General features: G+C 55.5%; 7 protein-coding genes and 1 pseudogene. 5 read left to right on the top strand and 3 right to left on the bottom strand.

Annotated elements, in window-relative coordinates:
- Window positions 1–73: 73 nt before the first annotated feature.
- The 3 genes from MKZ35_RS14020 to MKZ35_RS14010 all read right to left on the bottom strand — a co-directional run bounded on the left by MKZ35_RS14020 (window position 74) and on the right by MKZ35_RS14010 (window position 4,184).
- The gene (locus tag MKZ35_RS14020) at window positions 74–1,093 is read right to left on the bottom strand and encodes a M28 family peptidase (RefSeq protein ID WP_482513862.1); all 1,020 of its coding nucleotides are present in this window, start codon (window positions 1,091–1,093) and stop codon (window positions 74–76) included.
- Between the two features lie 166 nt (window positions 1,094–1,259).
- On the bottom strand, window positions 1,260–2,765 hold the full coding sequence (gene cysS, locus MKZ35_RS14015; protein WP_482513861.1) for a cysteine--tRNA ligase: 1,506 nt from the start codon (window positions 2,763–2,765) through the stop codon (window positions 1,260–1,262).
- A gap of 309 nt (window positions 2,766–3,074) precedes the next feature.
- Window positions 3,075–4,184, bottom strand: coding sequence for an endonuclease/exonuclease/phosphatase family protein (locus MKZ35_RS14010; RefSeq protein WP_482513860.1), 1,110 nt, complete (start codon window positions 4,182–4,184; stop codon window positions 3,075–3,077).
- A gap of 181 nt (window positions 4,185–4,365) precedes the next feature.
- Here MKZ35_RS14010 and MKZ35_RS14005 point away from each other — a divergent pair, with 181 nt between their 5' ends.
- The 5 genes and pseudogenes from MKZ35_RS14005 (at window position 4,366) to infB (ending at window position 13,196) form a co-directional block, all read left to right on the top strand.
- On the top strand, window positions 4,366–7,014 hold the full coding sequence (locus MKZ35_RS14005) for a DUF7948 domain-containing protein (RefSeq protein ID WP_482513859.1): 2,649 nt from the start codon (window positions 4,366–4,368) through the stop codon (window positions 7,012–7,014).
- Complete coding sequence (locus MKZ35_RS14000) at window positions 6,927–7,826, top strand: T9SS type B sorting domain-containing protein (protein ID WP_482513858.1); 900 nt, start codon at window positions 6,927–6,929, stop codon at window positions 7,824–7,826. The genes MKZ35_RS14005 and MKZ35_RS14000 overlap by 88 nt, the downstream gene beginning before the upstream one ends.
- Before the next feature lie 216 nt (window positions 7,827–8,042).
- Window positions 8,043–8,516, top strand: a complete 474-nt coding sequence (locus tag MKZ35_RS13995) for a ribosome maturation factor RimP (protein ID WP_482513857.1) — start codon at window positions 8,043–8,045, stop codon at window positions 8,514–8,516.
- A gap of 170 nt (window positions 8,517–8,686) precedes the next feature.
- The gene (gene nusA / locus MKZ35_RS13990; RefSeq protein ID WP_482513856.1) at window positions 8,687–9,970 is read left to right on the top strand and encodes a transcription termination factor NusA; all 1,284 of its coding nucleotides are present in this window, start codon (window positions 8,687–8,689) and stop codon (window positions 9,968–9,970) included.
- A 122-nt stretch (window positions 9,971–10,092) separates the two neighbouring features.
- Window positions 10,093–13,196, top strand: a pseudogene (gene infB / locus MKZ35_RS13985) (translation initiation factor IF-2).
- Window positions 13,197–13,458: the final 262 nt, after the last annotated feature.

Raw genomic sequence — 13,458 nt, 5'->3', positions numbered from 1 at the left:
CTAGTAATAACCACTGCATAAAAAAGCCCCGCCTGATCAGGCGGGGCTTCCTTCTTTCAAATTTTTCCAGTTGCTATTCAGCGTACAGCGTCTGCAACACCGTTTGCCCCACAGCTTTGAGCGTACGCCGGTCAATGATATTCATATTATCCTGAGTGGTGTGGTGATAGGCAGGGAAATAGTCGTCGCCGATAGGCAAATGGTCAATAATATCGATGGTGCGCACGCCAGCCTGATTGGTATAAACGTGGTCGTCGGTAATGCCGGGGCTATCCTGAAACAGGAAAAAATCGGAATAGCCGAGGCGGGCGGCCGTGTTCCATACTTTGTCTACCACGTCGCGGGCTACTTCGCGGGAGAGCTGCTCGCGGCTAAATTTAGCGTTTTGGGCACCTACCATATCCAGCAAGATGCCGTAGCTGGGCTTATAGCCGGCGGGCAACAGGTTTTTGGACCAGTATTGCGAGCCTAAGCACCAGCTATCAGTGCCCTGAGCGGCCAGTTTATTTTCGAGTTTGCCTTGCGTAGCGGTGTCATAGCCATAATCCTCCGCGTCGAAGAGAATAAAATCGACCCCCACAGCCGGAGCCGTGCTATCCGACTGCTGGCTCAGCACGCGGGCCATTTCCAGGGCTACGGCTACGCCGCTGGCGCCGTCGCTGGCGCCGTCGAGCGGGGCGTTCGGAGTTTGTTTGTCTTTGTCGGCAAAGGGGCGCGTATCCCAGTGGGCAAACACAGCTACGCGGCGGGTCGCCTGGGGGGCGAATTGAGCCACAATATTGCGGGCACGCAGCATTTTGCCATCCCAGGCCATTGCCTCAAATGGCTGCTCACGCACGGTAAGCCCCATTTGCTTGAACTCGGCTACCAGCCAATCGCCACACGCTGTATGGGCCGGCGAACTGGGCACCCGCGGGCCAAAAGCGACCTGCTTGGCCGTAAAAGCATAAGCCGAATCAGCATTAAAAGTGGGAGCAGCACGCATGGCGGGCTCTTCTTTAGTGGTGGCAGATTCCTGTCGGCTTCGGTCGGGGCAGCCAGTGAGCACCAGCAGCGCAACTACAGCAACAGGAGCAAAACGAAAGAGCTTCATAAAGTGCGGCTAAATAATGTAACGCTAAGCTCCAGCTTGGTGCGTTGTTGCAGTTGTTGAAAATGCCCCCCGATGCGAGTCGTTCAACGATACGCGAAGCGGGAGCTTCGCGCTACATAACAACGGCCTCAACGATTCACCAAGCTGGAGCTTGGCGTTACAGACTTTATTCCTCGCTGTACGCCCAGTCGACACCGGTTTTCAGGTCTTTAATCAAAATGCCCTGCTCCTTAAGCGCGGCCCGAATCTGGTCTACTTTATCGTAGGCTTTCGTGGCCTTGGCTTCCTGGTAAAAGCCTAAGGTAAGATCCAGCAGCTGCTCAGCATTGGCGCGGGGCTCATCCTGCAGACCCAGAATGTCGCTTACCAACGTGTGGTAAGCAGTAGTTGCCTCTTCCAGCGCCGCTTCGCTTACCGTAGCCAGGGTTGGCAGATTAGCAAAGAATCCGTTGAGTTTGCGCAGTAGATTAAACAGACTGGCTATTGCGCGCGCCGTATTCAGGTCGTCATTAAGCCCCACAAAGCAATCGGCGACGAGCTTGCGCAACTCGGCGTCGGCTTTCTCGGTGTCCTGTTGGCGCTCCGTTCCCTCCGGCAGGTGCAGCTTGTCCAACAGGCGCAGACCATTCATGAGCTTACGGTAGCCTTTGCGAGCTGCCTGCATCGCCTCATCCGATACATCGACGGGGCTGCGATAGTGCGCCTGCATCAGGAAAAAACGCACTATCATGGGCGAGTAGGCCTGCGTAAGTGTCGCTGTCGGACCCTTGAACATATCACCCAGCAGCACGAAGTTGCCCAGGCTTTTGCTCATCTTGGTACCGTTCACAGTTATCAGGTTGTGATGCACCCAGAAGCGCGACTCGTCGGTGTGCGTATGGCTGCCCTGGCACTGCGCTATCTCGCACTCATGGTGTGGAAACATAAGATCCAAGCCTCCGCCATGAATGTCGGACAGCTGGCCTAGGTATTTGCGGCTCATGGCTGAGCACTCGAGGTGCCAGCCGGGAAAACCTTCGCCCCAGGGCGAGGGCCAACGCATAATGTGCTCGGGCGACGCTTTTTTCCAAAGGGCAAAATCCAGAGGGCTACGCTTTTCGTCCTGTCCAGCCAGCGTGTCGCGGGTACCGGCCAGTTGGTCATCAATGCTACGGTTGGATAGCTTACCGTAGCGGTCCTGCTCGGCATTATAGCGGGGCACATCGAAGTACACGCTGCCATTCACTTCGTAGGCGAAGCCGTTGGCAATGATTTCCTCCACCATGCTGATCTGCTCGGTGATGTGGCCGCTGGCCTGGGGCTCAATATCGGGTGGTAAGCAACCCAGCGCCAGCATATTCTGGCGGTAGAGATTTACGAAGTGCTGCGCAATCTGCATGGGCTCCTGCCGCTGAGCACGGGCAGCCTTGGCCATCTTGTCCTCGCCCTCATCGGCGTCACTTTCGAGGTGACCTACATCGGTGATGTTGCGCACGTAGCGCACGGTGTAGCCGAGGTAGCGCAGGTAGCGCGTGAGCACGTCGAATACTACGGGGCCACGGGCATTGCCCAAGTGAGCTTCACTATACACAGTAGGACCGCATAAGTATACGCCAACGAAAGGCGAATGCACGGGTTCGAATGCCTCTTTGCGGCGGCTGAGAGTGTTGTAGAGGGAAAGCGGGTGGTGCATGCAGCAAAAGTAAGTACTTACAGCTTGGTAAGCTTAGCGGATAGCAACTGGTACGTGGTTTACCAGTTATTAATCAATCCGAAATAAAAAGCGCATTTCCTGCTCAAAAGGCTTCTGTTATTAGTATAAAACTCTTGTGAGTAGTATATAAAGTTCAATGGGTAGTTTAAACTCAGAGCGGATAGTAATAAAATAGTTGTCTGTTGTTGATTCGTTTTTAGGTTAAAAAAGCCCCCCACATCGCTGTAGCTCTATAAAGTCCATTGCGCTTGCTAGGGGCGAACCCGGTTCATCGGGTTGTCGGCAGTGTTACTGCAAGCGGTAAGTACCCGAGGTAGGAAAATGGTCGGAGTAAGGAATTTCGTAGTGCACCTGAAATTCTTCTACCAGCCAGCGCGGGCCGGCAAACTGGTGGTCGATGCGCACGAAAGGCAGGCGGCCATTATAGGTAGCGCCTACGCCTGTACCGACCGTGGTCCAGGCGTTTTGAAAGCGGTCGGCGAGCTGGTCGTAGGTGTAGCTGTACGGCACATCGTTGAGGTCGGCGCAGAGCAGAATGGGGTAGCGGCAGCGCTCAAAACGGCGGGTCAGCGTGTCGATTTGCACACTGCGCGCAATGAGGCCGCGCTTGTAGCGGCGCAGCAGTCCGCGGCCCTCACGCTTCAATCCTTCCCGGCTCGAATAGCTATCGACAATGGCTTTTTCCTCCATGCTCATGCTCTGGAGGTGAAAGTTATACACCCGAATCGTGTCGCCGGCGGGCAGACGAACGTCGACGAACATGGCGTGATTCTGCGTGAGTTTGCCGAAGAAAATAGTGCCCCGATTTACAATCGGAAAACGAGAGAAAATAGCCAGACCAAACTCCGCTCCAATTCTATTGGTCAGCGTTTTGGATAAAAAAGCCCCCCGCCCGGCTTTCTGCCCAATCTTATCGACTGACCGAAAAACCTGACCATTCTCACGCGAGCCGCGGGGCTCGTTATAAAACTCCTGCAGGCACAGTACATCAGCTGAGTTATCAGCCAGCCATTGAATCATCTTTTTGGATGATGCCAGATCAGGGTCGCGCAGCTGCGGGTACACATTGAAGATGCGCACGTTGGCACTCAGCAGCCGCACCTGTTTGTCCGCTTTGCCAGTAGGAGCCAGAGCTGTATGCAACGGGTGCAGCGCCACGCCCCGCTGGAAATGTGGCCAGGTAAGCAGGGCAGCCAGCAGGGGCAGGGCCGCTACACGCCAGTCGCGCAAAAGCCAATAAACGGCAGCTAAGAGGTTCAGCGCCAACGCAACGGGCAAGGTAAGCGCTACAAAAGACGCTGGCCAGAACGTATGGGCCGGAATCTGCACGCACCCAATGGCTACCAAAAGCCACAGCAAAACCAGCAGAGTACACTTGAAAGCGAAGGAGCGACGCACGAATAATTAACCCTTAAGGACGGAGCCTGGCAAAGGTAGCGCATGCACCGGGAATGCCACCGCCGCTCATTCGATGATAAGGGGTAAGCCGGGGGCAAAATTCCGCTGCTTCACCTACTTTGAACTAACTGAAGCAGCCTCAATAAATCGTAGCTTGCGCTATCCTTATTTAGCTGTCACTATGCTGTATTCTACCCTACGTTTGCTGCTATTTACCATTCTGCTTGCGGCTTCTGTCTTAGCGCAAGTGCAGGCAAAGCCCGCAGCATCGGCCCCGACTACCAAATCCTTAGAGTTTGTTGAAAACAAGGGCCAGTGGGATGCCCGGGCCCGGTACATGGCCGAGCTGCCCGCCGGACGGCTCTTCCTCGAAAAGACAGGCTTCACTTACGCCTTCGTTGATCCCAAGGCCTTGCGCAGTCACCAGGAGCACTCCAGCCCCGACGGCCCCATCTCGGAAAAGCTACGGGCGCATGCTTACCGCGTCACTTTTGAAGGCGGCAGCTCAGCCACCAGCCTTACTCCGGACGAGCCAACGGCCGGTTTTCGCAATTACTTTCTGGGCAACGACGCCAAGCACTGGGCCTCCAGCGTGCGGGGATTTCGGCAGGTAAACTATGCCAATGTGTACCCACGCATCGGTGCCCGCGTGTACGAGAATGCGGGGGGCAATTTGGAGTACGATTTCACCGTGCAGCCAGGCGGCAAGCCGTCTGCCATCCGACTGCGCTATACCGGCGCCGAGCGCCTGAGCCTGGAAAACGGTCAGCTAGTGGTGCAAATCAGCGTGGGCACCGTCACGGAGCAAACACCACAGGCGTGGCAGGAAATAAAGGGGCAGCGCGTACCGGTGGCGTGTGCGTTTGTGCTGGAGAAAAACGTGGTCAGCTTCCGCCTGGGCACTTACGATTCCCGCCAACCTCTCATCATCGACCCCACAGTCATTTTCTCATCCTATACCGGCTCCACAGCTGATAACTGGGGCTACACGGCTACCTACGACGCGCAAGGCAATATGTACTCCGGCGGTATCGTGTTTGGGCTGGGCTATCCGGCTTCTCCGGGGGCTTTTAGCCAAAGCTTTGGGGGTGGAGTTGATGTCGCTATTATTAAATACAACACGAGTGTGCGAGGTAGCGCCGCCCGCTTGTACGCCACTTACTTGGGGGGCAATTTGATTGACGCCCCACATAGCCTGGTGGTGAACAGCCAGAACGAGCTGGTTATTCTGGGCTCCACGGGTTCCAATAACTTCCCCGTTTCCCGCACTACATTCGACAATTCTTTCAACGGTGGCCCACGGATTGTGCCCCAAGCAACCGGTCCAGGCATGGATTATGACGCTGGGGCCGACATATTTGTGGCCAAGCTCAATAGCACTGGCAGCACGCTAGTGGCTTCCACTTTTATTGGAGGGAGCGGTACGGACGGCATTATTCCCGGTACTACAGGCCTGACCCAAAACTACGGCGACGAATTCCGGGGTGATGTAATTACCGATACGGAAGGAAATGTGTACATCGCCTCAACCACCACGAGTACGAACTTTCCTGCTCGCAATAGTTTTCGTAATGCTCCATTGGGGGGCAATTCTGATGCGGTAGTCGTAAAGCTATCAGCCGATTTCCGCACGGTATTGTGGGCCAGCTACTTGGGCGGCTCCGGGTCAGATGGGGCTTATTCTATCCAAATAGACGACGACCGAAACGTATATGTAAGCGGCGGAACCACTAGTACTAACATTGCCGCTACCAGTGGTCGGTATCAGCCTCAGCTGCGCGGCGGCGTCGATGGTTTTGTGGCGCGTATCAGTAGCGATGGCTCGGCTTTGACGCATGCTACCTACGTGGGCACCCCCGAAACGGACCAGGCTTACTTCCTGCAATTAGATGCCGTTGCCAACATCTATATATTAGGTCAGACTCGTGGTGCTTTCCCCCGCACGCCTGGTTTGTATGGGGTAGCTAATGGCCGACAGTTCGTGCAGAAGCTTGATAATACGCTCACTACGAGCTTGTACTCAACCACCTTTGGCAGCGGCCGCGCCGCACCCGACTTGTCGCTGACGGCTTTCTTGGTTGACGACTGCGAGCGTATCTACGTGAGTGGATGGGGAGGCAGTACCAACTCCAACGGCGGCAATACGCAAGGCCTGCCTACCACCGCCGATGCAGCGCAGCGCACCACCGACGGCTCCGACTTCTATATTGTGCAGTTCACGCCCGGCATGACGGCTATAGAATATGCCACTTTCTTTGGCCAGAATGGCGGCCAGGGCGAACACGTAGACGGTGGTACTTCCCGCTTCGATAAGCGCGGCGCCATCTACCAGGCCGTCTGCGGGGGCTGTAGAGGCAGCTCGGCCTTTCCAGTGCCACCGGGAGCCAATTATTACAGTACCACCAACAATTCTACTAACTGCAACAACGCCTCTTTCAAGATCGACTTCGCGGCGCAGGTTGTTAATCCGGGACCCAATCGTACGGTGTGCTACAACGCTGGGCCGCAACGCTTAGGTGGTACCCCGGCTGGTGGCATCTGGAGCGGCCCTGGGGTTACGGCCATTGCTGGCGGAGGCTATCAGTTCACGCCTAGCGCTTCCTTGGTGGGCCGCACTACGCTAACCTATACCGTGAACACGACTGGCGTGTGCCTGAGCACCAAGCTCCTGCGCATGACCGTAACTCCCGAGGCGGTTATCACATTTGCCCCCCGGCCACCGTGTGCAGTAATACCGCTGCTGTGCCACTCACGGCTACGCCCGCCGGCGGTACTTTCAGTGGGCGAGGTGTCACGGGGAGTACGTTCAATCCGAGTGCGGCTGGTGTAGGCACCCATGTACTAACCTACACGCTGGCCGATACTCTCGGCTGCGGTACCCTTTCCCGCACGATAGTAGTTGACGCCCAGCCCGCCGTATCAGCCGGCCGCGACACCACGCTGTGCTCCGACGAAACGCGGGCATTCCGGCTCTTGCGCGCCTCACCGGCCGGCGGCGCCTGGAGCGGTACCGGCGTCACGGCTGATGGGATGTTCACCCCACCTAACACGAATAATCTGGGGGGCATTTTTACCCTGGATTACACCGTAGTTATAGGCTCCTGCAAAATAGTATCGACTCGTAAAGTAACCATTGCGCCCACCTCGGCTACCAACGTAAGCCTGAATACGCCCGAGTGTCAGGCCGCCCCGGAGTACACCGGTCTGGCGCCCTTCACCATGCAGTTTGCGCCCATATTAGCTGGTGGCAGCTTTAGCTGGGATTTCGGCGACGGTACTACCTCCAACGAGGAGGCGCCTAGCCATGTATATGAAAACCCTGGCACGTACCCCGTGCAGCTTACGGCCCGATACGCTGGTTGCACCGTGGTTACACAGTTCGCAGCCGTAAAAGTAGGGAAGGTGCAAATGCCTAATATTTTCACGCCCAACAACGACAACCTGAACGACACATTTGCCCCCCGGATAAGCTGCAAGAACGCCCACCTGACGGTGTTTACCCGCTGGGGCAGCAAAGTGTACGAAGTGGATAACTACCAGAATGACTGGGGCGGCGACAAACTGCCCGATGGGGTATACTACTATCTGCTGCGCGACACGGAAGGCAAGTCAACGAAGGGTTGGGTAGAGATAAAGCGGTAAGCTTTTCCCGGTCGCGTGGCACGATTACCTAATCAGTATAACTAGGGGCCAGCTGACACGCAGAAAGCTGCACGCAAGGCTGGCCCAAAGACACAAAGGGAGCTTTCTGGCCAGCCTTGCATTCAGCCGAATATTGTACTATCTTTGCACCAGCAATGAAGTTAAAAAGAGGGGACGAGTCGTCCCCTCTTTCTTTTGTCACCTAGTTCAGTCTCTATGCACTTTGACCGTACCCAGCTACTCGAAATGCTCCAGGAAAGCCTATCCGGCCCGGAGTTGTTCGTTGTGGGCCTTACCGTGTCCGACTCCGCCGTTCGTCCCAAGATTACGGCCATCCTGGACAGCGAGCAGGGCATGGGTATTGAAGAATATGCTCGCGTAAGCCGCCGCCTGGCCCACCGCATCGACGAGGCGTACGGAGAAGAAGCCAGTTACACGCTGGAGGTTACCTCCCCCGGTGCCGACCAGCCTTTTACTGATTCACGCCAGTACACCCGCCACGTGGGCCGCAAGCTGCAAGTGAAGTTCGCCGATGGGACTGAGAAAACCGGCACCCTCGAAGCGACCGAAGCCGAAGGCATTCAACTCGTTGAGGAAATAAAAGAAAAGAGTAAAACCAAAACCCTGCCCGCCGCATTTATCCCCTTCTCAACTATCGTGGAGGCCCGGGTCGTGATTTCATTTAAATAGAAATGCAGGTTTTGTTGGACGAAGCCGATTATTCGGATTCATCCAACCTCTGGGGGGCAAATTTCCAGCCCTGGCAACTGCTGCTCAACCAGTAATATCTGCTTAAATTGTAACTGCTGCTTGCTTTTCGCATCTGCGCAATCTCTTTAAATCTGCAAAATCTGTGATTTATGAACAGCAACGTGCTAATTGAATCGTTCGCCGAGTTTGCCCGCTCCAAGAACATCGACCGTCCCACAATGATGAGCATTCTGGAGGACGTGTTTCGCACGATGATCCGGAAAAAGTATACCACCGACGAGAACTTCGACGTAATTCTGAACGTGGACCAAGGCGACCTGGAAATTTGGCGCAACCGCGAAATCGTGGACGACAACTCCGAGGATATTTGGGATTTCGATAAAATTCCGTTGACCGAAGCCCAGAAAATTGAGGCTGACTTTGAAGTAGGTGAGCAAGTAGCTGAGGAAGTGAAGCTGGAGGATTTCGGCCGCCGCGCTGTGCTGATGGCGCGTCAGACGCTGATTCAGCGCGTGAAGGACCTGGAGCGCGACCACCTCTACCAGCAGTACAAAGATCAGGTAGGCGAAATCGTGACCGGCGAAGTGTACCAGGTGTGGAGCCGCGAGGCCCTGATTCTGGACAAAGAAGAAAACGAGCTCGTACTACCCAAGTCGGAGCAAATACCAAAAGACCGTTACCGCAAAGGCGACAGCGTGCGTGCCGTAGTCCACCGCGTTGAAGTTATCAACGGTACTCCTAAAATCATTCTGTCGCGAGCAGCACCGGCGTTCTTGGAGCGTTTGTTCGAGCAGGAAGTACCCGAGATTTACGATGGCTTAATCACCATCAAAAATATCGTGCGCGAACCGGGCGAGCGAGCCAAAGTAGCTGTAGAGAGCTATGATGATCGCATTGACCCGGTAGGCGCTTGTGTAGGAATGAAAGGCGCTCGTATCCACGCTGTTGTGCGAGAATTAGAGAATGAGAATATCGACGTCATCAATTATACGGATAACTTAGAGCTATATATTCAGCGGGCTTTATCGCCAGCGAAGATTGGCTCGATGAAAATCAATGAACAAACTGGTAGGGTTTCGGTGTTCTTAAAACCCGACCAAGTTAGTCTGGCCATTGGCCGCGGCGGTGCCAACATCAAGTTGGCCAGCCGTTTGGTAGGAATGGAAATTGATGTGTTCCGCGAAGCTGGTGACTACGACGAGGATATCGCCCTCGACGAGTTCCAGGACGAAGTAGAGCCCTGGGTATTGGCCGAATTGAAGAAAATCGGTCTTGACACGGGCCGCGCCGTACTAGCCGTCAGCAAGGAAGATATCGTGCGCCGCACGGAACTGGAAGAGGAAACGGTCGAAGATCTCTTCCGCATTATCAAGCAGGAATTCGAAGACAACGAAGAACAGGAAGAACAAGCAAATTCCGGCGACGCGCAATGAGTGCGCGGCGGCCGGTCCGGCAAGGGCGTTGAATTGTGCCAAGCGGCGCTATTCAACGCCGTTCGGCAAGATTTAATGTAGTACCTTTGCACCTCAATACGAGTATCGTTCGCGAGCATAGAATGGCGGAAGTAGCAACTAAACGGCTGAATCAGGCGGCCAAAGACCTGAACGTTGGCTTGTCCACTATCGTGGATTTTTTGGCGGGCAAAGGGCACCAGATCGAGAATAAGCCGACAACAAAGCTGACGGCCGAGCAGGTTTCCCTGCTCGACAAAGCTTTTGAGTCATCGGCTCAGGATAAGATCGAAGCTGACAGGCTCAGCCAAGCTAAGCGCCAGAGCGAGCACGAGGCTTCTGCCCATGCCCGCCCCGAACCCGTAGCTCCTAAGGCCAACGGTGCCCCTGCTGCGCCCGCCCCAGTTGAAGCACCCTCAAAGCCAGCCGAGGAAATTCGGTCAGCCGCCCCAGCTCCTGCGGTTGCAGAAGTTGCGCCTGCCCCGGCTCCACCTGCTACGTCGTCTCCCGTGCCACCAGCCGAAGCTCCGAAGGTGCCCGGCTTAAAGGTGATGGGCAAGATTGAGCTAGACGCGAAAGGACGTCCTGTGCCTCCTCGCCCGGCTGCCCCTGCGCCTCCAGTTCAGGCTGCTGCGCCAGTAGTAGCGGCTGCCCCCACGCCGCCAGTAGCGGTTGCACCGACTCCAGCCCCTGCGCCAGAGCCAGTGCCAGCACCCGCCGCGCCAAAAGAAGTGGCAGCGCTTACTCCCGAGCCAATTCCAGTAGCGGAAGTAAAATCCGCACCGGCTCCAGCACCAACTCCAGTTCCGCCAGTGGAAGCTCCAGTTGCTGCTGCTCCTGTTGCTCAGACTCTGCCTCCTTTGACTCCAAGTGAACCAGTGGCACCGACTGTTGAAGACAGCACAATCGTAGCCAAAGCTGATCAGCTGAAAGGTTTGACGGTGCTGGGCAAGATTGAGCTACCCACGGACGCTTCGCGCCGTGGTGGCCGGGGCGCCCGCCCCGTGGCTTCGTCGGATGTGCGTAAGAGTGGTATAAACCAAGATAATAAGAAGAAGCGCCAGCGTATTGCTATGCCCGGCTCGCCTGCTCCTGGCCAGGGAGGTCAGGGCGGTCAAGGTGGACAGCAGGGTGGTGGTTACCAGGGTAACCGTCCTAATACTCCCGGTCAGCCTCGTCCAGCCGGCGGCCAAGGACAGGGTGGCCCACGTCCCGGTGGTCCCGGCCCGCGCCCAGGAGGCCAACCAGGGCAAAACCAAAATGCCCCCGGCCTACTCCCGCTGCTAATAGCCCAGAGCAGAACGATAAGCAGATTCAGGAGCAGATCAAGGCTACGCTGGCTAAGCTAAGTGGCGGCCGTGGTGGCAACCAAAACAACCGTGCTAAGTATCGCCGCGACAAGCGGGCAGGCGGCGCAGAGGATCGTGAAGCCCAGCGCGCTCAGAACGAGCTGGATGCTAAAACGCTGAAAGTTACTGAGTTTATTTCGGCCAATGACTTGTCCTCGCTCATGGACGTGTCGGTGAACGAAGTAATCAAGGTCTGCCTGAATATGGGCATGTTCGTTTCCATCAATCAGCGTCTTGACGCGGAAGCTATCACTGTCGTGGCCGACGAGTTTGGCTACGACGTGGAATTCCTATCAGCGGAAGAAGAGGAAACCGATGTTACGGTTGAAGACAACGAAGAAGACTTAGTACCTCGTGCGCCGATTGTTACCATCATGGGCCACGTCGACCACGGTAAAACGTCGCTGCTTGACTATATCCGAAATGCTACGGTAGCTAAAGGCGAAGCCGGCGGTATTACCCAGCACATCGGTGCCTACGATGTAATGACCGCTTCTAATAAGCGCGTTACCTTCCTTGATACACCAGGTCACGAAGCATTTACGGCCATGCGTGCCCGTGGTGCCAAGGTGACGGACATCGCTATTATCGTAATTGCGGCTGACGATTCTGTGATGCCGCAAACGCGGGAAGCCATCAACCACGCGCAAGCTGCTGGTGTGCCGATCGTTATTGCGATGAACAAGATTGACAAGCCTGGCGCTAACTCCGAAAAAATTCGGGAGGAGCTGTCGGCTATGAACATCCTGGTGGAAGAGTGGGGTGGTAAGTACCAATCGCAGGAAGTATCGGCTAAGTCGGGTCTCGGCATAGAAGACTTGCTGGAGAAAGTATTGCTGGAAGCTGAATTATTGGAGCTGAAAGCTAACCCTGACCGCAATGCTGTTGGTACTGTGATCGAGGCCATGCTGGATAAAGGCCGTGGCTACGTAACGACGGTGCTGGTGCAAACCGGTACGCTGAAAGTAGGTGATGTGGTGCTGGCTGGTCCGCACTACGGTCGCGTAAAGGCCATGACCGACCATCGCGGTAAGAAAATGAAGCAGGCCGGACCGGCCACGCCGGTGCAGGTACTTGGTTTAACCGGTGCTCCGCAGGCAGGTGATAAAATTCAGGTGATGGAAACCGAGCGTGAAGCTCGTGAGCTTGCTACCCAGCGTCAGCAGCTCTCGCGTGAGCAGAGCATGCGCACCAAGAAGCACATCACCCTCGACGAAATTGGTCGCCGCTTGGCTATCGGTTCGTTTAAGGAGTTGAACGTGATTGTAAAAGGTGATGTGGACGGTTCGGTAGAAGCACTATCTGACTCGCTGCTCAAGCTTTCTACTCCTGAGGTGAAGGTGAACATCCTTGCCAAAGGCGTGGGAGCCATTTCCGAATCGGACGTACTGTTGGCTTCGGCCTCCGATGCCATCATCATTGGCTTCCAGGTTCGTCCTTCGCAAAGCGCCCGCAAATTGGCCGAGCAGGAGCAGATCGATATCCGTCTCTACTCAATTATCTACAATGCTATCAATGAGGTGAAAGATGCCATGGAAGGCATGCTGGCCCCGTCGGTGCAGGAGATTGTGGTAGCCAACGCGGAGGTTCGTCAGGTGTTCAACATTACCAAAGTGGGCTCTATTGCCGGCTGTATGGTGACGGAAGGCGCCTTCACCCGCCGCACCCGAGTACGCGTCGTTCGCGACGGTATTGTAGTGTACGCCGGCGAAATTCAAGACCTCAAGCGCTACAAAGACGATGTGTCGGAAGTGCGCCAGGGGTATGAGTGCGGTATCTCAGTTAAGAGCTTCAATGATCTGCGCGAAGGCGACAACATCGAAGGTTTCGAGGAAAAAGAAGTGAAGCGGACGCTGTAGAAAGCAACCGATTGAACATGAATTAAGAAAAAGCCCCCCAACATACCGTTGGGGGGCTTTTTACGTTTAGTCAAAAGCCATAATGCTGGGCGCAGAATCGCTTAGCTTTGCAGCAGACTACCTTAACTACCCGCTGGTGCTGATGTGCTAGCTGCTTTTACTACTTATGAAAGCTTTTTCGCTTCTGCTTTGCCTTACGCTTTGGGTGAGCCTGACCTCGCTGACATTGGCCCAAACTGTCCGGCGACCTGCTGCCAAGCCA

It is taken from the genome of Hymenobacter sp. R533113 (genome assembly GCF_056835965.1).
Note: the sequence above shows the minus strand (reverse complement) of the source record. Positions and strands in the feature narration are given on the sequence as shown.